The organism is Ruminococcus sp. SR1/5, from assembly GCF_000209835.1.
In the GTDB taxonomy this organism is placed as follows: Bacteria; Bacillota; Clostridia; order Lachnospirales; family Lachnospiraceae; genus Blautia_A; species Blautia_A fusiformis.
Window position 1 is genome coordinate 3,526,057 of the sequence record NC_021014.1, and the last position, 19,550, is coordinate 3,545,606.

Consider the following 19,550-nt stretch of genomic DNA (forward strand, 5'->3'; position numbering starts at 1 on the left):
ATTTTTTCTTTTTCGGTTTATTATGACCCCCCCCCTAGTCGTCAAATACATTTCCCATATATTTTTACATACAAAACTTATACATAAACCCAATATAACTTTCCTAAATACTTATAACACTTCATATACCGCGTTCCTTTTCCCGGAGTATACTCACATCCCCCGCCAATAACTCTCCCATACTTTCGTATTGCAATATTAGAATTAACCTTCCTATTACTCCAATAATCTCTAGAATAAGCATTTATTCGCGTTACTGTTAATTGCCTCATTTTTTCATTTTTTCTTCATTAACTGCCCTTCGTAGCGGTAATGCCTCTGCGAATGAAAGGTTCATATTTGAAATTCTTCGATTTGCGTCATGGTAATCTTTTCTCATATATTTCAAATATCCTTTTTGATTTTGCTTTGGTCCTATATTATCTACAGCACTCCAAAATAATGATATTCCCGCACTTACCGCACCATTTATAACCGCACTTGTAAAATCTCTATTTTCATAATAATCACTTACAAACGAAGTAACACCACTTACAACTGCACCTGTTGTCGAACCACCAATTCCCAAAAATCCCATAGCGGTTCCAAGTCCTGCGGAAGCGGCAGTGATCCAGTTTATCTCTGACAGATTTTTCCCCAGCTGCTATACTTGTATTCTACTACAGTCTCTCCGGCGTCGTCAATCAGTGCAATGACATCATTCTGCAATAATAAATTTTTCGTTACGGTTCCCTCCGACAGCTTTCCAATCTCCCACGTTCATGCTATACTAAACCTATCTCTGTCTGCCCGTTTCAGTCATGGGGCAGACTTATTTTTTTCAGGAAAGGATTTATTTATGAAGCGTATCAAAAATATCGATCTGCTCCGTGCGGGGGCGATCCTCTACATTATGCTGTATCACTGCTACGTTCTGTCCGGGCAGCCATGGCAGTCGCATACAGCCATCCACACACTTCTGACTCTTGGAGGTGAAGTAGGAGTTACACTGTTTTTCCTGTTAAGCGGATATGGGATTTATCTTTCCCTTTCTTCTTCGGAGGCGCGAGGCTGTCTCCCCGGCTGGCGGGCTTTTATGAAAAAGCGCTGCATCCGCATTATGCCCCAGTATTATGTATGTATCACGGTCCTTCTGATCTTTATGTCCACGCAGATGTTCAGCAATGAGGGACTTCGTCACATCCTTGCGTACTATACGTTCACGGAGAACTTTTCCCCGGTGACTCATGGTTCCATCAATGGTGCGCTGTGGACGATGGGCGTGATCTTTCAGTTTTATCTGATCGCCCCGTTCCTTTATAAGGCAGTCCGGAAAAACTGGCTCGTCTCTGCCATTGTGTCCATTGTTTTCACTGTTATCTGCCGGTTCGCCGTTGTCCGCTATCTCCACAATTCCGGGATTTCGGATAACTCTGTATATTTTGTATACGAGCGTCAGGTATTCTCTGCGCTGGATAATTTCGTGCTGGGAATGGCTGCTGCCGCTTTCTGGAAACAGACCGGAGATCGTATGCAGGATTACCGGCTGAAGCTTGGACTTCCGGTTTCTATTGCAAGCACCGCACTGATCCTGGTATGGATCTTTTATTATCACAGTCACGGGCTTTATGGCACCGCTCCCTCCGGTTATCCGGCACATTCCATCCTTGCAGGCCTGTTCAGTATACTACTTGTGGGATTCCCCCTCCTGCCGGAAATGGATTTCAGGTTTCTGCATCCGCTGTACTTCGTAGCCCGGAACCAGTACGGGATCTATCTGTGGCATATGCCCATCATCATGATCCTGCAGGCCAATGCGCCATGGTTCAACACCATGAGCCAGCAGCGCTTCTGGCTGTTTTTGCCATGTATGGTGGTCATCACCTGCGTATTCGGCTATTTTGCAACCCGCTTTATCGATCATCCCGCTTCTGCGAAAAAGAAAGGATAACTTCCCATGAAAGACAGAACCGCCGTTAACCACAATATCCGCAAGCATTTTAACGAACTGATCTACAACACAGCCCGTTACACAGAGATCGCATTATCCATCGTGATCATTATCGTGATCGCACTGTCCGGACTGCGTCTGATCCTTACAACTGCCGGTACCTCCATCATGGATATGGACACCAGCTTTTTTACCAGTTTCCTGTCACAGGCACTGTCTCTTGTAGTCGGTGTGGAGTTTGTAAAAATGCTCTGTCGCCATTCCGCCCAGACTGTTGTGGAGGTCCTGCTTTTTGCAACAGCAAGGCAGATGGTCGTGGAACATCTCGATCCTGTACAGACACTGATCGGGATCATCGGTATCGCCATTCTTTTTGCCATCCGGAAATATCTGATGACGGACAGCGATGATATGACCCCGCATCAGAAGAACGCTTCAGAAGAATCCTCAAAAAAAGCTTTCTCTTCTGAGTGCAAATGAGCATAATTGCAGAAAAGCTCCAACTGTATCCCGATATTGATACAGTTGGAGCTTTTCTTATAAATTTTGCATTGGTATAAACCCTATCCGATACTATTATCCACGTCGGACCAGCTGCATGCCCACAACAGCTATCTCCAGATAATATACCCTGCATAGACTAGGTACATACACACCATGGAAATTCCCTCTTTCCGGCTGATCCTCTGCTTTGTGGCCGCATAGATCCACACGATCAGCGAGAACACGATAAGTATGACAATATCAATAATATTTTCCCGGATCAGTGCCACCGGATTGATGGCAGATGCAACTCCGAGAACCATCAGAATATTAAAAATATTGGAGCCTACCGCATTTCCCACAGCCATATCCACTTCGTTCTTTCTGGCTGCAACCACGGAAGTCACCAGCTCCGGAAGGGAAGTTCCGATAGAAACAATGGTCAGTCCCACCAGTGTCTGGCTCATTCCAAGATCAATGGCAATGCGGCTGGCAGCATCCACAGTAAGATCTCCGCCAAAGGCAATGGCAAGTGCGCCTCCCACAATAAAAAGGATGCTCTTCGGCCAGGAAAGGATGCCGATTTCTTCTTCCAGCTCTTCCATTCCTTCCATGTCCACATTTTTTCCTGCTGCCCTGGCCTTCATGGCACTTTGGATCATTACCACAATATAGCCTGCAAAAAATCCCAGCAGGATCATTCCATCCAGATGACCAAGTCTCATTCCGATCGTATCTCCTGCTGCCAGGATCCCAAGCCCCAGAAGAAGGAGCGCACAGATCATGGAAAACGGAATATCCCTCCGGATGGTTTCCTTCTGTACCAGGATCGGCGTCAGGATGGAACAGACTCCAACAACTACCATCAGATTAAAAATATTGGAACCTACCACATTGCTGACCGCAAGCTCATTGTTATTGACCAGTGACGCTGTAACGCTGACTGCGGTTTCCGGAAGAGATGTTCCCATTGCCACAATAGTAAGACCGATGATGATCGGCGGCACCTTCAGCCTTTTTGCAATACTGGAGCTTCCTTCTACAAAGAAATCCGCACCCTTCATCAGGAACACAAAGCCGATCACAAGAAAAACTAACACAAGGATCAGCGGTGAACTGTTTACCAGATTTTCCATTTTTCTTCTCACTTTCTTTTTTATTTCCCATAACCCGGAGATTCATTGTCGCCCGCCCTGCTGAAAAAATTCTTTCCGGCATTCTTTTGTTACATAAAAAAGACCCATGTATGCCCTGCTGCAATAAAATATAACAAAGCATACATGAGTCTCATTCTTTAAGATTTGCCAGGTTTTTCAGAAAAAACCGGGTCTGTTGACAAATCACACTTACGTGCGAACTACTCCCTCATGGAATTAAAATTTTCAATTTTTTTCAATTTAACAGAATTGTTTTTAAAAGTCAACCCCTGGCCGGTGACTTTTCTTTACCGAAAGCACATATTTTATGTATCTTTATTATTTTCCGCTTTCAGAAACAATCCCTTTCAGGATCTGTAGGACTCCATCTTCACTATAAGAGGGACACACTTCCATGGCTGCTGTCTGCACTTCCGCTCTGGCATTGGCTACTGCATAGCTCATTCCCGCTTTCTGGAGCATGGCAATATCGTTGAGGTTATCTCCGAATGTACAGGTTTCCTCCGGAGAAATTCCTAACTGTTGCTGGATAAATTCGACAGCTGTACTTTTTTCGCCCTCCGGCGGAGTACTGTCCATCCATTCTTTTCCGGCAGCCGCCAGTGTTACCTTATCCCTCCATGCCGGTGTAAAATACGGTGCACAAAGCTCCTCGCACCGTTCCGGGTGATAGACAGAGAATTTCAGCACCTGTTTTCCCTGAAGAGAAGAAAGATCATCCACTTTTCTCATATCATAGCCATAGGAATCCCGCAGCCACCGGAACATCCTTCCATTCTCATTCTCCGCATAGCAGCATTCCGGTGTGGCAATAAAGCAGTCACATTCCGGCATTTTTTCTTTCACCATATGATGCATGCGTTTCCAAACCTCATCCGGAAGTGTATGTACCTTCAGGATCTTATCATTCTTCCGGATCACCGTACCGCCATCTGACACAAAATACACCAGATCCTTCACCGGCTCAAACAGCTTCCTCTCACTGTCATACTGCCGCCCGGAACACACCACAAAGGTGATTCCCAGCTCAGTCAGCTTCCGGATCACTGTCATATATTCCGGATTGATAGTCATGGTCCCGTCTTTTACAAGAGTTCCGTCTACGTCTGTTGCGATCAGTTTTATCATGTTGTTTTTACTCCTCTCCCATCTGAAATACCAATATCCTCTCTCTCTGATTTTTCCCGTCGAAAAGATCCTGACAGTCGATCTCGTCCAGGAATTCCAGTTCCTCTACGGTCATCAGATATGAAATATATTCGTCAGATGGATAATAGAAAAACAGTAGCATTTCTCTTGTTTTTTCATACCAGGATTCCCGGATGCGTCCGATGACGCTTCTCAGTATTTCCACAGAAAAGGGATTGAAAAAATAAAATCTGTCTGCGGCCTCCGGCACCTGAAAAAGGGCCGCATTCTCCAGTATAAATGATGTTTTTGTCCCGGAAACAGCCCGCTGCCTGTTTTCTTCTGCGGCTTTTGTCATACGTTCATCGTACTCCACGCCTGTAGTCCGGCATCTGACCTGCCACGCCAGAAAAAAATCCACTCTGCCTTTTCCACATCCATAGTCGATCAGATGATTCTTTTTCCCCAGATATCCACAATAAGCCAGCCGTTCCAGCACCCCGTACGGCGTTGGCTCGTATGGATAACAGTACTGATCCGCTCTGGAATCGTCACGACCGGTGGTTTTGATCTTCAGCAGCTTATCATATTTTACTTCATTTTGATCCATGCCTCTGTTAATCTCCGTTCGCTACATCGGGCAGCTTCGTTTTTCCTCTTTATCCATATCTCCATGGACATACCTGGCATTGAACTCCATATTGATCTCACGGATTTCTTTCTTTCCGTCAATATAATCCTGATACATATCCGCAAGTCTCGCCATACAGCCATCACAGTTCGCGGAAATATTTCCAAGAGATTCCTCCACGATCTGTTTACGTTCCTCTTTTGTTGTATCTTTGATCAGATATCCTGGCATTGTTTTTTCCTCCTGATAGGTTCACCTGTGTTTCAGGTATTCTGTATTTTTGTTATTGTTCACTTTTTCTTTTGAAAAAAGCTGCTTGTATCAAACAAACAGCTTTACAAAAATTTTTCTTTTCTGTTTTTTATTCTACTCTGGCCCACTACCAGTGTCAATACAATTTTTCGCTTGTTTCCGAAACACAAAACAAAAGCCTCCGGAACAATTCCAGAGGCTTTATACGTGCGTTAGAGGATTCGAACCCCCGACCTTTTGGTCCGTAGCCAAACGCTCTATCCAGCTGAGCTAAACGCACATCTTTGTTGCTTTTCCTTTGTGATATTTCGTATCACCGCTGCAACAATATGTATGATACTCTAAGACCAATAAAATGTCAAGGGTTTTTTGAAACTTTTTTTGTATTTTTTTAAAAATATTTTTTATTGCTATTTTTGATGCAAAAGCAACAGTTTTTTAATTCCGTCTAAGTGCCTCGATCGGGCTCAGTTTCGCTGCCTTTTTCGCCGGATAGATTCCGAAGAACACACCTACTGCACAGGAGAACAGCGTAGCCGCCAGGATGGTTCCCGCACTGATCCCAGGTGTGATGGTCATTCCCATACTGCTGCTGATCACCGCACAGATCACATAGCCGCCTGCAATCCCCAGCACAATACCGATCAGCCCGCCTATGATCGTCAGGATTGCCGCCTCCGCAAGAAACTGTAACATAATAGACGAGGTTTTCGCTCCAAGGGATTTCCGGATACCGATCTCCCTGGTACGCTCTGTGACGGATACCAGCATGATGTTCATAACACCGATACCACCTACCAGAAGGGAAATGCCCGCAACAAAAGAGATAAACGCAGTCACCATACCAAGCATCTGATTCATGGATTTCATAACATCCTGGAAGCTCTGTACCTGGAAATATTCATCTCCGGCACACTGGTGACGTCTCTCAAGAAGATTTATGATCTTATCTGCGACCGCCTGGGAATCCAGACTCTTATCCGCCTGAACTATAATCTGATAAAATTCTCCGCTGCTTCCGGTAAAGTCGTCCATGGCCGTATAAGGCACATTTATGGTCACCGGCATTCCATCGTAAGTATAGCTGACAAAGGTTCCGTTCTCTTTCTGTGTGGTGACTCCGCAGATGCGGAATGTCTTGGTCAGATCATAGCAGGTAATGTCCAGTGTCATTCCCACTACATCATCCGTTCCGAAAAGCCTCTTCGCATCGGCATCGGAGATCACGCAGACGTTTTTTCCCTCTTCGATCTCCTTCTGCCCGAAATAGCTTCCGTACTTCACAGAAGCATTGTCCACCAGCTTGGCATCCTGGGCCTCCCCGGTCACTGTAAGATTAAAATCACCCTTTCCGGTTACGGTCTCGCCTGTATAGGAATCTGAAACATTAACACCTTCCACGCCATCCAGCTCCCGGACTGCATCAATATCTTCCGGCTCGATCCAGACCTGGTCTGCTATGGCATCATCACTGCAGTAAACAGCGATCTGGCCGCCGCCGATATCATTGATCTCGCTGTTCATCTGATTCTTCGTACCCTCACCGATGGACACAATGGCGATCACAGATGCGATACCGATGATGATCCCTAACATGGTGAGAAAGGATCTTCCCTTATTGGCCATGATATTATGGATCGCCATTTTGATATATTCATAAATATTACTCATTAGCAGTCTCCCCTGTCTCTGCTGCACTGTCACTGTCTGCCGCTGCTGCCTCTGCCTTCATTCCCTCTTCCAGGGAGCCCAGATCCTCGATGACCTTATCTCCGGCTTTAATTCCATCTGTGATCTCAACAGAATCCTCCGAACTGATTCCTGTAGTGACATCCTGTTTTGTGATCACACCATCCTTCAGCACATAACAGAAGGAACCATCCTTGCCGATATTTACCACGCCTGCCGGAAGCGTTACCACATCCTCTGCCTTTTCTGCATAGATCTTTACCTTCGCATCTACTCCCAGAAAAATATCCTTGTCCGGCTTGTCGATGCTCACTGTGGCAGGGATCAATGTGGAACCCTTTTCGTTGGTTGTGGCAATGTGACTGATCTTTGTCACCTTGCCGGTATATTTCCTGTCACCGATGGTAATGTCTGCATTCTGGCCTTCCTTTACCTTATCGTAGTCATACTTGGACACATTGATATCAATGCTGACCTTATCTGTATTCTGCAGGGTAAAAAGCTCCATTCCCTGTGTTGCCGATGCGCCCTGCTGGACTGCTGATTTGGAAATGACGCCGTTAAAATCCGCCGAAATGCCTTTCTTTCCTTCTTCTACCAGCTCTTTCGCAGATTTTGCATCCAGCTCAGTAAGATTGTTGCTAACACGCATTTTTTCTTTCTCTTCTTCTGTAAGGCTGGCAGAATCCGCCTCTGCAATGGATTTCTGGGAAGCAAGATCCGACTGCAGATCCGCCAGATCAGAGGTTGCCTGTTCGATCGCATTCTCAATGGCAGAAGTATCCACTGTACTTCCTGCAGAAGAAGCATCCGCAGATGCCTGATCCGTCAGCTCCTGTGTTTCCTCTGAAGCTCCATCGGTAACAAAATCACCGGCCGCACTATTGCTGTAATCAGAATACTCCGGCATTTTTGGCTGGTTGGCCTTCTTATCCTCATAAGCTTCCTTTGCTTCCTGGCAGGTGATCTCTGCCTGACTTCTTGCTGCTTCCGCTTCATCCAGCGCCTGGGCATTCTCATCGCTCTGCTCTGCCTGCCACTGTGCAAAAGCCATCTTATAACTGGTATCTGCCTGATTATAAGCATTCTGTGCCGTTACATAATCGGAATTCAGCTGTCCCAGCTCCTGCTGGTACTGCGGAAGTGTCTCATTCTGATATGTAGTCAGCGCTTCCGAATACGCTCTCTGAGTCTCTGCATCCCTGGCAGCCTGGGCTTCTGCCTTTGCCTGGGTCTCCGCCTGGGCCTGGGCCTGCGCATCTGCCGCAGCCTGAGCCTGTACAGACGCCAGCTGTGATCTCAGGGAAGCCAGATAATTCTGCTGCTCCCTTACCTGCTGTTCCAGACTGGAAACCTTTGCTTTTGCGCTGTCCTGCTTCTGCTGGGCCTCATTGGATTTATTGATGGAATTTTTGTAATCATACTGTCCGGACTGTACATTCAGCTCTGCTTTCTGATTATCCCTCTCCAGATCCTTCACTTCAAACTCTATCAGCTTCGTTCCCTTTGAAACCGTATCGCCTTCTGCAAAGGATACGCTTTTGATCTGTGCGTTCACAGGAGAATAAAAGGTCTTCTGCTCATCACTGACAACGGTTCCGGTCGCATCTACGATCTCCTCCACATCTCCTGTCTCTGCTTTGGTAACAGCAATCTGCGGAGTCTGTGATTCCCCGCGGCCTGCACCGGATGCCGCATAAATACCGCCTGCCACAACAGCCACTGCTGCCACACCGATCACAATCTTTTTCCCTTTTTTCATTTCTTAAGCCTCCTCGACGAATTCCTCGTTGATCGTATCTGATTCAATTTTTCCATCCATGATCCGGACCACACGTCTGGCCTGAGCCGCGATTCCATTATCATGGGTGATCAGGATCAAGGTTTCTCCTGATCTGTGCATTCCCTTCAGGATCTCCATAATTTCCCTGCTGGATGCAGAGTCCAGATTTCCCGTTGGTTCGTCCGCCAGGATCACCGGCGGCCTGGCTGCGATAGCTCTGGCAATAGCCACACGCTGCTGCTGTCCCCCTGACATTTCATTCGGCTTATGATCCATACGTTTCTCAAGTCCGACTTTTTTAAGAGATTCCACAGCAAGCTTTCTTCTTGTTTTCCGGTCAATCCCGCGGTAGATCAGAGGAAGCTCCACGTTTTCCAGAGCCGTAAGATTTGCAATCAGATTAAAGCCCTGAAAGATAAAACCAATCTCCTTATTTCGTACCACCGAGAGATCGTTATCCTTCATTGTGGATACATCTGTTCCATTCAGATAATATTTCCCGGAGGTGGGGACATCCAGACAGCCCAGCATGTTCATAAAGGTGGATTTTCCGGAACCGGACTGTCCGATAATAGCCACAAATTCCCCCTTATAGATCTCCAGGTTCACATGATCCAGCGCCCGCACCTCATTTTCTCCGGGATTGTAAACCTTGCACAGATCTACTACCCGTACCAATGCATCTTCCATAATAAAATTACTCCTTGTAAAGTAAATCAGTCCCAGGCAAGCCTCTCCTCTGCTTATTGCTTTTCGCCATTGAAGCAGAGAGCTTCCCTGATCAGGTTAAAAAATACAGAGCGAAGTCTGCAGGGGATACTGCTGTTTCTCGTCGGAACGCTCCAAGCAAAAACAGCAGCAGGCAGACTGCTCTGTCATTTCCGGGAAACCCCCGCTCATTGATCTGTAACGAAAAGCTCACCTGAATGTCTTCAGAACTGACGCACATTTATACATCTGTTTATGCATCAAGTAAAAACGCCTTATATGCCTTGTATGCCTCATATACATCTGCCTTGCTGGTAACCTCCCACGGAGCGTGCATACTCAGCACTGCCACGCCACTGTCGATAACCTCCATTCCGTAAAGTGCCGCAATATAAGCGATGGTTCCGCCTCCACCAAAATCAACTTTTCCAAGCTCTGCTGTCTGGAAAGCAACATTGTGATCATCAAAAATCCTGCGAACTCTTGCAACGTACTCTGCATTGGCATCGTTGGAACCGGATTTTCCTCTTGCCCCGGTGAATTTGTTAAGAACAATACCACGTCCAAGATATGCTGCATTCTTTTTCTCAAAAGCCTCACCATAGGCCGGATCATAGCCGGCACTTACATCGGAAGAAAGCATGCTGGAATTACGGAGAGCTCTTCTTAATGCAAGCTCGGAATAGCAGCCCATTCCATCCAGAAGCTCTGCCACGCTGTTCTCAAAAAATCTGGACTGCATGCCTGTGGCACCAACGCTTCCGATCTCTTCCTTATCTACAAGGAGACAGCAGCCGGTACGCTTCGGTGTCTCCTCCATCTCCAGCATTGCCGCAAGGGATGTGTAAGCGCATACACGGTCATCCTGTCCATATGCTGCGATCATGCTGCGGTCAAGTCCACAGTCTCTTGCCTTTCCTGCCGGAACGATCTCCAGCTCTGCTGAAAGAAAGTCCTCTTCCTCAATACCATACTTCTCATTTAAAATCTTCAGCACATTCTGTTTTACCGCATCCTTTTTGGAATCATCCGGAAGCTCTGCAAGAGGTCTGCTGCCGATCAGGATATCCAGCATCTCACCCTCAATAACCTCTGCTGCCTTTTTCTGGAGCTGTTTTCCGGAAAGATGAATCAGAAGATCTGTGATGTAAAGTACCGGATCTTCCACATCCTCACCAATGCTGATCTCCACAATGCTTCCGTCCTTCTTTGCAACAACACCATGCATGGCAAGAGGCAGTGTCACCCACTGGTATTTCTTTACACCACCATAATAATGGGTATCCAGATAAGCCAGATCCGTATCCTCGTACAGAGGATTCTGCTTGATATCCAGTCGCGGAGAGTCGATATGTGCACAGAGAATGCTCATACCTCCGGAAAGCTCTTCCGTTCCTACATGAAACAGAGCAACGATCTTCTTCATCCCTACCGCATAAACCTTGTCACCTGCCTTGATCTTCTCGCCTTTTTCAAGCTTCGACTCAAGAGATTCATATCCGGCAGCCTCTGCTTCCTTCACAATTTCTGCAACACATTCCCGCTCCGTTTTTCCTTTATCCAAAAATTCTCTGTAAGCCTTCGCAAGCTTCTCCATTTCTGTCTCTTCTGCTTCCTTATAAGAAAGCCACGCATTTCTTCTTTCCATTTTAGTGGTCCACCTTTCTTTATAGCTTCCGGCAGCTGCCGTTTCTCATCATATTATCTGCAATCTGTCTACTATTATAGGTCAAACATTTACGAATTTCCACCGCAATTCCCATTCTTTACAAAATCTTTATGATTCGTTATAGTAGTTCTTAAGAATTGGCCCTGTATCCAAAATTTTCAGGTATCTCACACACGGAAAGCTTTCTGTTTCACCGTAGACTTTACCTGTATGCTCCAACAGGGCAAAGGAGGAAACAACATGCAAGCATCTGCTCAGCTAAAAGAGCTTCTTCACAGCATCAACCGCAAAAGCTATCCTGCATACAAGTCTCTGCGGGGTGCATACCAGTTTGACCGTTATATTTTGTCCATTGACCACGTGCAGGGGGATCCTTTTGCCTCTCCCTCTCACATCAGTGTGAAGCTTTCCCACCGAGACACCGGATTTCCGGCAGAATATTATAAGGATTCCTTGACCCGCATCACACTGGGAGACTTTCTGAACCGCCAGTTTGAACAGCAGGTAAACCGTTATACCTTCCGTGCAAAAGGCTCCGGAAAAAGCGGCCTGATCTCAGTAAGCCACTGTGGTCAGGAGGTTCTTGCACGTACCGCCTGTGAAATAACGGAAAAAGGCATCACTGCCCGTTTTTTCATCGGTTTCCCGGCCAATGGCAGAACCATCAACTCTCCCGAACTGGAAAAAATCCTCTTCGATTTTCTTCCGGTCTGTATTCACAAGGCATTTTTTTACCGGAATCTTGACCCGGAAGCGCTGAGAAAAGCCATCTGCCTTGCCGAAGATCAGGCATTTATCCGTCAGGAGCTGAAAAAACGTTCTCTGGCTGCCTTTGTCAGTGACGGCGCTATCCTCCCCAGGGAAAGCGGCATCTCTTCACGCCCGATGAAAAATTCTGTTCCTTTTATTTCTCCGGAAAGCCTGAGGGTTTCCATGGATCTGCCCCACAGAGGAACCATCACAGGCATGGGCATTCCCTGCGGCATCACCTTGATCGTAGGTGGCGGCTACCATGGCAAATCCACCTTACTTAACGCACTGGAGCTGGGAATTTACGATCACATTTCCGGCGATGGCCGGGAGTATGTCATTACCGATCCTTCTGCTCAGAAGCTTCGCTCTGAGGACGGCCGTTTTATCAAAGATGTGGACATTTCTCTTTTTATCAACGATCTTCCAAATAAAAAAGACACCCTCTGCTTTTCTACAGAGGATGCCAGCGGCAGCACTTCACAGGCTGCCGGTATCGTGGAAAGTATGGAGGCCGGAAGTAAAGTCTTTCTCCTTGACGAGGATACCTCTGCCACCAACTTTATGGTCCGTGATTCCTTCATGCAGCGGGTGATCTGCCGGGAAAAAGAGCCCATCACTCCATTTCTGGAACGTGCCCGGGATCTCTATGAAAAGGCAGAGATCTCCACTATCCTGGTTACCGGAAGCTCCGGAGCTTTTTTCCATATTGCGGATACTGTGATCCAGATGGATAATTATCATCCGGTGGACATCACAGCAGTCACCAAAAAGCTCTGTCAGGAATATCCTCTCTCAGACATTGAGGCCCCTGCATTCCGCCTTCCGGGAAGCCATCGCATCATGACCAGGGCCAAAGTGGCTCCATCCCGCCACAGCCGTCCCGGACAGCCGGAAAGACTGAAAACCAAGGTTCACGGCAAAGATGGCTTTTCTCTTGGAAAAACCGAAGTGGATCTCCGCTATGTGGAGCAGCTGATCGACTCCGAGCAAACTGCATCCTTGGCGTTGCTTCTGAAATATGCCTGCGAACATCTCATTGACGGAAAACGTACTCTGCCGGAGATCATCACTTATCTGGATACTCAGCTGAAAAGGCAGGGATTGTCCTTCTTCTCGGAAGGCTCTTATATTCCATGCGGTTATGCCATGCCCAGGATCCAGGAAATATATTCCTGCTTTAACCGCTATCGCAGGCCGTAGCTGTGCCTGAAGCTGTATATCCAATAAATCTCAGACAACAAAAAAACGCTGCCGATACACATTGGAAATCTTTATCTCCTCTGTCATTCGGCAGTTTTTTTCTGCAATGCAAAACCACCGTCCTGTCGGCTCTGTCTTGCCAATGGAACGGTGGTTTATCTTCATACATATTTTAGGGAAAGGAAAGAGTTTTTCTTAAGAGCTTCTGTTCTCTTAAGATGTTTATATCATACAGGATAAATGTGAGAGAAATTTGTACAATTTCTAATAAATTTATAAAATTTATTAACGAAGTCTAATCATTTTCCAAAATAATCCTGCTGATCATTATTTACCATGGTCTTCCGGAAAAAACCGAAATATTACAGCCGTTTCTTTCGCTTTTTAGTCGTGTCTCTGCTCTTTGTTATCATATGTCTCACAGAATCTGGCAGCAAAAGCCGGCGGCTCCTGATGCGCATACAGATGAGAAATGTCTCCAAAAGAGCTCATACGGAAGGACGCGATCCCTTTTCGCCTCTCCTCTGTAACAATGGTGCTCACCGATGACGGCGCCGCACAGAAATTCTGCAGCATCACCAGCGGAGAGATACTGAGAAGATAGCTGATGAGTACACAGCTTACACCGAAATGGCAGAAAAACACAAGCGTATCTTCATTGGCTTTTTCTGCTCTGTAATAATGTCCTTCCCGCACATAGCCATGCTCTGCCAGAACTTTATCAAAATTCTGTGTGACCCAGTCATACTCTTCTTTCATTTTTCCCTCTCGCAGGATGTCATTATCCCACCAACGGTCAAAGCTGTAGAAATTTTCGATCTTCGTCCAGTCCTGGGGAAGCCAGTCCCAGGGAATGATCTTTTCCCCATGAAGATCCGGTCTTCTGATCTTTACGTCGAATTCTCTCAGCCACTTGCATTCTGTAGCTGTTCTTCCGTTTTTCTTCAGTGTGCAGGATGCGGTATCCTTTGCTCTTCCAAGCGGAGAAACATAAAAAATCCCTGACATCAAGAGCTGCGATCTTTTCAGAAAGAAATTCCGCTTCCTTCCAGCCCTTTTCGGTCAGGGAATCTATTGTGTAATCCGGGTCTCCATGTCGTATAAAAAGTAATTTCATCTTTTGGTATCCTCCATTTCATAACCTGGATTTCCATTATATTCTTATTTTTTCAGTTGTCAATTCCTGATAGCTTCTGCTGCAGGGATCAAACCTAATCCGCAGTTTCTCCCTGGAGCACAGCCTGCTGCTCCCTCAGCTCATAAACTGCCTTTTTCAATGCCTGAAAACTCTCCTCACTGATTATGTGCTCGATCCTGCAGGCATCATGAATCGCTGTTTTTTCCTGGACTCCCAGTATCATCAGCCAGGAAGAGATCAGCTGATGACGTTCATATACCTTATCGGCAATCTTATGTCCGTCCTCTGTCAGACGGATATCTCCGTTGTCAGCTACTGTGATGAGATTTTTCTGGCGAAGATTCTTCATGGCAACACTGACACTCGGTTTCTTAAAGCCCATCTCTGCCGCGATATCCACAGCTCTTACAAGAGAACTCCTGTTTCCAAGGATCAGGATCGTTTCCAAATAATCTTCAGATGATTCATTTGATCTCACGTTATTTACACCTCCCTCGGTTTGTTAAAACTAACCAAGTTAATCATAACATACTTTAGGAGAATGAGCAATGGTTTTTAATGCTTTCTGTTTAGTTCTGCCTCAATTGCCAGAAGGCACTGGCTGGAACATATCTGCAGAATTCTGGAAATTTCCAGGATTTTTTCCCTGGAGCAGTTTCCCCGGAGCAGTTCACAATATCCCTGAAATTTCATCTGTACCAGGATATGTACCAGCTCGTGATCAACTTCTTGTCCACATTCCTTTTGAAAGCGTTCATTAAGGATCTGCTCCATTTTCGTACAGGCATCCTCACGGAAATTCACATATCTGGTACCTTCAGCTCCATCTATGAGGATTTTTGCGATGTCCCTGTTTTCCCAGATAAATTCCATAAGTATCCTGTCATATTCTTCCGGATGCAGTTGTTTTTCCTGATCCGTAAAGTCTCCCATGATCCGCTTCAGATCCTCTACCGTCTCTTCCACGATTTCTTCAAAAAGAGCTGCTTTACTTTCAAAAAAGAAATATAGCGCTCCCGTAGTCACATCTGCTTTTTTGCAGATCGCACGAAGAGAAGCCTTCAGAAATCCCCTGTCTCTGAATTCTTCCTTCCCCGCTTCCAGAAGTCTGCTCCGCACAGCATTTTCTGATTTTTCCATATTTTACGCACTCCATCATTTTTCCTGCATTCCGCTTTGCAGGAAAATTCCGCTTATTTCTGACCAGCTGTTATTTTTTAGCAATCTGATCTTACTGGTATTTTACCTTAAATCACTGAAAAAAGAAAGTATTTTGTACCCCGTGTCAATCTGTCATCGGGGAATCTCCACGGTCTGTAACGATTTCATAGCCTACAGACTCCACACGTCTGGTAAGGCACCCTCTGCACTCTGCTGCTTCCTCGCCTGTACAGATCTTGTTATCATAAAGCTCATACTGTTTACGGTTCTTCACCGGAGAAAGATTGGGCATTACTACATTTGCACCCGCCTGAAAACCCTTTTCCCTGCCTCTGGGGTCCAGGGTCCCCAGTGCTGTGGTTGCCGGAAGAAGTACCTGTGGAAGCAGGATCCGGATGACAGACAGCAGAAACAGTGTCAGATCCACACTTCCTGCCGGTTCCTCTGCAAATTTCGTATCATGGTGCGGGACAAATGGTCCGATCCCCACCATATGCGGATTCAGGTCTTTAAGAAAAACAAGGTCTTCCGCCAGATACTCCAGCGTCTGTCCCGGCGCACCTACCATAAATCCGGCACCTATCTGATATCCCAGTTCCTTCAGGGTATAAAGACACTGTTTACGGTTTGTAAGACTTAAACTCTCCGGATGAAGATAACGATAATGTTCCTCACTGGCCGTCTCATGACGGAGTAAATAGCGGTCTGCTCCGGCATCTTTAAATCTCTGATAGCTTTCTTTTGATTTCTCCCCAATGGACAGCGTGATCGCACAGTCCGGATATCCCTGTTTGATGGACCGGATGATGTCAACCATCCGGTCATCATTAAACCATGGGTCTTCCCCTCCCTGGAGCACAAATGTCCGAAATCCCAGCTCATAGCCATTCTCGCAGCACTGCAGGATTTCCTCCTTCGTAAGGCGGTAACGGCTGGCATTCCTGTTAGAACGGCGGATCCCGCAGTAATAGCAGTCATTTCTGCAGTAATTGGTAAATTCTATCAGACCTCTTGTATATATTTTATTTCCAAAATATTTTTTCTGTATACGGACAGCCTCTTCCCGAAGCAGACGAACCGCATCCGGATCCTGGTATAAGTGCAGAAGTTCCGGATATTCTTCCTTTGTCAGCTGTCCTTCTTTTATAAATTTTTCAACGATCCCCATACTTTATCTGTCCTTCTCTTTTATTTACAAAACTATCTGTAAAAAATATTTTATCACAAAAAAACAGATATTGCACAATATAAGTATACATGCAATATCTGTTCTTACAGAATGGTTACTGTTCATTCCGTTCTCAGTAACACAGAATGATCCAATTTTTATTTAATAAGATCCTTTACAACCTCACCGGCAATGATCAGTCCCACTACGGAAGGCACAAAGGCATTACTTCCCGGTACCTGACGTCTCTGAGTACATTTTCTTTCTGTTCCCGGAGGACAGATGCAATGAGACTTGCAGCTGATCGCCATATCATCAATTGGAGTCATTGGCTTCTCCTGTGAGTAAACCACCTTCAGTTTTTTGATTCCTCTTTTTTTCAGTTCACGGCGCATGACCTTTGCAAGGGGACAGACGGACGTTTTATAAATATCTGTCACTATAAAACCTGTTGGATCCATCTTATTTCCGGCCCCCATAGAGCTGATGATCGGTGTTCCTGAAGCCTTTGCCTGCTCTACGAGCATCAGCTTTCCGGTTACAGTGTCGATTGCATCGACTACATAATCATACTGGGAAAAATCAAAGGAATCCGCTGTCTCCGGCACATAAAATGTTTTGTGGATATTTACAACTGCATCCGGATTAATTTCAAGAATACGTTCTCTGGCCACGTCAACTTTATATTTCCCTACGGTCTTTCTTGTTGCGTAAATCTGGCGATTGATATTGGTGAGACATACTTTATCATCATCAATGAGATCCAGGGTACCTACGCCACTTCTGACCAGTGCTTCCACCGTATATCCGCCAACACCGCCAATTCCGAATACTGCGACTCTGGAATTTCTCAGCTTTTCCATTCCTTCTTTTCCGATTAATAATTCTGTTCTTGAAAACTGATTCAGCATTTTCTGACTTCTCCTTATATTCTTTCCATGTATATTTATACTGACAACGGATATATTTTTTATATCTGTCCGATTTGTTTTACAACTGTCAGGATTCTATCATGGGAAAATAGCCTTGTCAATATCCCTACCAATAAGCTAGGAATATTTTCCCGTTTTCATCAATAAATTTTATGATACAAAAAAAGATCCCTGAAAAAAGGAATCTTACTGATACTGCGGGTAGCCGGACTTGAACCGGCACGGAGTTGCCCCCGAGAGATTTTAAGTCTCTTGTGTCTGCCTATTCCACCATACCCGCATATTCAATTAATTTGTTCAAAAATGGGGCCTATAGGGCTCGAACCTATGACCCTCTGCTTGTAAGGCAGATGCTCTCCCAGCTGAGCTAAGAATGAAAAAGTATGCGCTGATTCCCTCTGCCACACTGCATATTGCTGTCATAATAAAATACTGTTCTTTAAGGTCCATCAGATGATATACATCATCTTCTGTCGCCTGTAGTCTCAAGGGCATCCATCCTTTCCGTCATGCCACGCTTATTTTATCCGGGGATTTCTTTTTTCCTCTCGGCTTTTTATATAGTCTGTACATTCCCGGATGGTCTGTTCACACAGGTAATAAGAAAATTTCCCGATATGTGTGTCCTTTTCCCGGAGATTCAAACGGTTCTGAAGCCAGATATATGTGCTGTGTTTGGTCATATAACCATTTTTCCAGATTGCATCCAAAGCTCTGTGTGCTTCGATCCGCTTATTACGCAGATTGCTGTCAGCCATGGTTCCCATAGGACGCATACTCTTTTTTGTGTGCCCCAATGTATGAATCACAGGAAGGATAGCCGCTGCATACATACAGGTATTTTTCCGGATCCAGGTTGTTATCCCCATAGACATAGGCTGCAGGCCTAAGTACCCCGGGTCTTTTGCAATATGGACAGTACAAGGTTTCCCGCATCTGTTTTTTCTTCTTTTTTGCCATCTGACGTCACTCCTTTCCATCTTTATCTCCGATGTTAAAGAAATTCCTTTTTCTGTGTCAACAGAATTCTTTGAAAATTATAAAAACATTTCAGGAAGCTCTTTTGATAAGCCTTGTGATAATGCCTTCTGCCACTTCATAGTTGTCGTTGATGCGGGTCACCACAAATCCGATCTTATCTTTCTTTCCCGGAAGTGCGGACATATTGCAGGAATGTGCCACGGCATTGACTCCGATATCAAGGCGGATAAAATAGGTTCCCTTATAGACTTCCGTAATGATCCCTGTATATTTTCCCTGTTTATGGCATTTCCGGAGGTTATCTTTATTGATATTGGCTGTCGGACTCTTTGCATCCACTTCTATAATGATCTGGTCAACAGAGCTTGCTTCCACCTTATTGACCATGACCAGCACCAGATCACCTACCTGGAATTTTTCTCCGGCATCTACCATCCACTCCCAGGCCATGTCTCTGGCCCGGACAGATACTTCTACACCAAAGACTTCCAGGCGGACTGCTTTGGGAGCTACCGCGATCACCCTTGCTTCTACGATCCTGCCTTCATAGAGCATTGGTTTTTCTGTATCTTCCCCAAGGTAAAAAGTCTGTCTCTTTTTAAGCATTGCATCTTTTCTGGATGCTACAACGCTCCGGCTCTTGTTATCCAGATCTTTGATGATGAAATCAATATCACAGCCGAGCATGTTGTTAGCAATACGGACCTGACGGTTTAAGGTATCCGCGTTTTCACGCCCGTCTCCCTGAAGGTTGATCATCATTTCATTCATTGGGATAATGATCCGG

20 protein-coding genes and 3 tRNA genes are annotated in these 19,550 nt (G+C 45.7%); 3 read left to right on the forward strand and 20 right to left on the reverse strand.

All coding sequences use genetic code 11. The features are described from left to right. Nucleotides 1-268 precede the first annotated feature (268 nt). Nucleotides 269-577: a hypothetical protein gene (locus CK1_RS17575; protein ID WP_015527471.1), complete on the reverse strand. Its 309-nt coding sequence runs from the start codon at nt 575-577 to the stop codon at nt 269-271. A 261-nt stretch (nt 578-838) separates the two neighbouring features. Between CK1_RS17575 and CK1_RS17580 the strand changes: the two genes are divergently transcribed. Both CK1_RS17580 and CK1_RS17585 read left to right on the forward strand, forming a co-directional pair. Next, a complete protein-coding gene (locus CK1_RS17580) occupies nt 839-1,930 on the forward strand; it encodes an acyltransferase family protein (RefSeq protein ID WP_015527472.1) in 1,092 nt (363 codons plus the stop codon). 6 nt (nt 1,931-1,936) lie between these two features. Then, nucleotides 1,937-2,410, forward strand: coding sequence for a hypothetical protein (locus CK1_RS17585; protein WP_015527473.1), 474 nt, complete (start codon nt 1,937-1,939; stop codon nt 2,408-2,410). A gap of 131 nt (nt 2,411-2,541) precedes the next feature. Here CK1_RS17585 and CK1_RS17590 read toward each other — a convergent pair whose 3' ends face one another. The 9 genes from CK1_RS17590 to CK1_RS17630 all read right to left on the reverse strand — a co-directional run bounded on the left by CK1_RS17590 (nt 2,542) and on the right by CK1_RS17630 (nt 11,409). Beyond that, complete coding sequence (locus CK1_RS17590) at nt 2,542-3,561, reverse strand: calcium/sodium antiporter (RefSeq protein WP_502685115.1); 1,020 nt, start codon at nt 3,559-3,561, stop codon at nt 2,542-2,544. Between the two features lie 327 nt (nt 3,562-3,888). Then, a complete protein-coding gene (locus CK1_RS17595) occupies nt 3,889-4,698 on the reverse strand; it encodes a Cof-type HAD-IIB family hydrolase (protein WP_015527476.1) in 810 nt (269 codons plus the stop codon). 7 nt (nt 4,699-4,705) lie between these two features. Further along, on the reverse strand, nt 4,706-5,308 hold the full coding sequence (locus CK1_RS17600) for a class I SAM-dependent methyltransferase (RefSeq protein WP_015527477.1): 603 nt from the start codon (nt 5,306-5,308) through the stop codon (nt 4,706-4,708). A gap of 21 nt (nt 5,309-5,329) precedes the next feature. Continuing rightward, on the reverse strand, nt 5,330-5,560 hold the full coding sequence (locus tag CK1_RS17605; RefSeq protein ID WP_015527478.1) for a hypothetical protein: 231 nt from the start codon (nt 5,558-5,560) through the stop codon (nt 5,330-5,332). A gap of 227 nt (nt 5,561-5,787) precedes the next feature. Then, a tRNA-Arg gene (locus tag CK1_RS17610) sits at nt 5,788-5,861 on the reverse strand. 158 nt (nt 5,862-6,019) lie between these two features. Continuing rightward, entirely contained in the window at nt 6,020-7,252 is a 1,233-nt protein-coding gene (locus tag CK1_RS17615) for an ABC transporter permease (RefSeq protein WP_015527479.1), read from the reverse strand. After that, complete coding sequence (locus CK1_RS17620) at nt 7,245-9,032, reverse strand: efflux RND transporter periplasmic adaptor subunit (protein ID WP_015527480.1); 1,788 nt, start codon at nt 9,030-9,032, stop codon at nt 7,245-7,247. The genes CK1_RS17615 and CK1_RS17620 overlap by 8 nt, the downstream gene beginning before the upstream one ends. A 3-nt stretch (nt 9,033-9,035) precedes the next feature. Further along, nucleotides 9,036-9,743, reverse strand: coding sequence for an ABC transporter ATP-binding protein (locus CK1_RS17625; RefSeq protein ID WP_015527481.1), 708 nt, complete (start codon nt 9,741-9,743; stop codon nt 9,036-9,038). A 271-nt stretch (nt 9,744-10,014) separates the two neighbouring features. After that, nucleotides 10,015-11,409: an aminopeptidase gene (locus CK1_RS17630; protein WP_015527483.1), complete on the reverse strand. Its 1,395-nt coding sequence runs from the start codon at nt 11,407-11,409 to the stop codon at nt 10,015-10,017. Nucleotides 11,410-11,670: 261 nt separating this feature from the next. Between CK1_RS17630 and CK1_RS17635 the strand changes: the two genes are divergently transcribed. After that, nucleotides 11,671-13,383: an ABC-ATPase domain-containing protein gene (locus tag CK1_RS17635; protein ID WP_015527484.1), complete on the forward strand. Its 1,713-nt coding sequence runs from the start codon at nt 11,671-11,673 to the stop codon at nt 13,381-13,383. Between the two features lie 384 nt (nt 13,384-13,767). Here the strand turns inward: CK1_RS17635 and CK1_RS17640 are convergent, their stop codons facing one another. From CK1_RS17640 to CK1_RS17685, 10 genes are all read right to left on the reverse strand, one after another. After that, entirely contained in the window at nt 13,768-14,391 is a 624-nt protein-coding gene (locus CK1_RS17640; protein ID WP_015527485.1) for a histidine phosphatase family protein, read from the reverse strand. Nucleotides 14,392-14,594: 203 nt separating this feature from the next. Beyond that, complete coding sequence (locus CK1_RS17645; RefSeq protein ID WP_306289045.1) at nt 14,595-14,999, reverse strand: metal-dependent transcriptional regulator; 405 nt, start codon at nt 14,997-14,999, stop codon at nt 14,595-14,597. A 77-nt stretch (nt 15,000-15,076) separates the two neighbouring features. Beyond that, nucleotides 15,077-15,661 (reverse strand): TetR/AcrR family transcriptional regulator, encoded by a 585-nt coding sequence (locus CK1_RS17650; protein ID WP_015527486.1) that lies wholly within the window; start codon nt 15,659-15,661, stop codon nt 15,077-15,079. A 145-nt stretch (nt 15,662-15,806) separates the two neighbouring features. Then, the gene (gene hydE / locus CK1_RS17655; protein ID WP_015527487.1) at nt 15,807-16,850 is read right to left on the reverse strand and encodes a [FeFe] hydrogenase H-cluster radical SAM maturase HydE; all 1,044 of its coding nucleotides are present in this window, start codon (nt 16,848-16,850) and stop codon (nt 15,807-15,809) included. Between the two features lie 158 nt (nt 16,851-17,008). Next, nucleotides 17,009-17,761, reverse strand: coding sequence for a tRNA threonylcarbamoyladenosine dehydratase (locus tag CK1_RS17660; RefSeq protein ID WP_015527488.1), 753 nt, complete (start codon nt 17,759-17,761; stop codon nt 17,009-17,011). A gap of 217 nt (nt 17,762-17,978) precedes the next feature. Continuing rightward, nucleotides 17,979-18,062 (reverse strand) — tRNA-Leu (locus CK1_RS17665). Between the two features lie 24 nt (nt 18,063-18,086). Continuing rightward, nucleotides 18,087-18,153 (reverse strand) — tRNA-Val (locus tag CK1_RS17670). A gap of 147 nt (nt 18,154-18,300) precedes the next feature. After that, on the reverse strand, nt 18,301-18,615 hold the full coding sequence (locus CK1_RS17675) for a zinc-finger-containing protein (protein WP_353611201.1): 315 nt from the start codon (nt 18,613-18,615) through the stop codon (nt 18,301-18,303). Further along, the gene (locus tag CK1_RS17680) at nt 18,533-18,742 is read right to left on the reverse strand and encodes a zinc-finger-containing protein (RefSeq protein ID WP_015527490.1); all 210 of its coding nucleotides are present in this window, start codon (nt 18,740-18,742) and stop codon (nt 18,533-18,535) included. Before CK1_RS17680 ends, CK1_RS17675 begins: the two co-directional genes overlap by 83 nt. A 90-nt stretch (nt 18,743-18,832) precedes the next feature. Then, nucleotides 18,833-19,550, reverse strand: a 718-nt coding sequence (locus CK1_RS17685) for a S1 RNA-binding domain-containing protein (RefSeq protein ID WP_306289046.1), incomplete at its 5' end; no start/stop codon positions are given.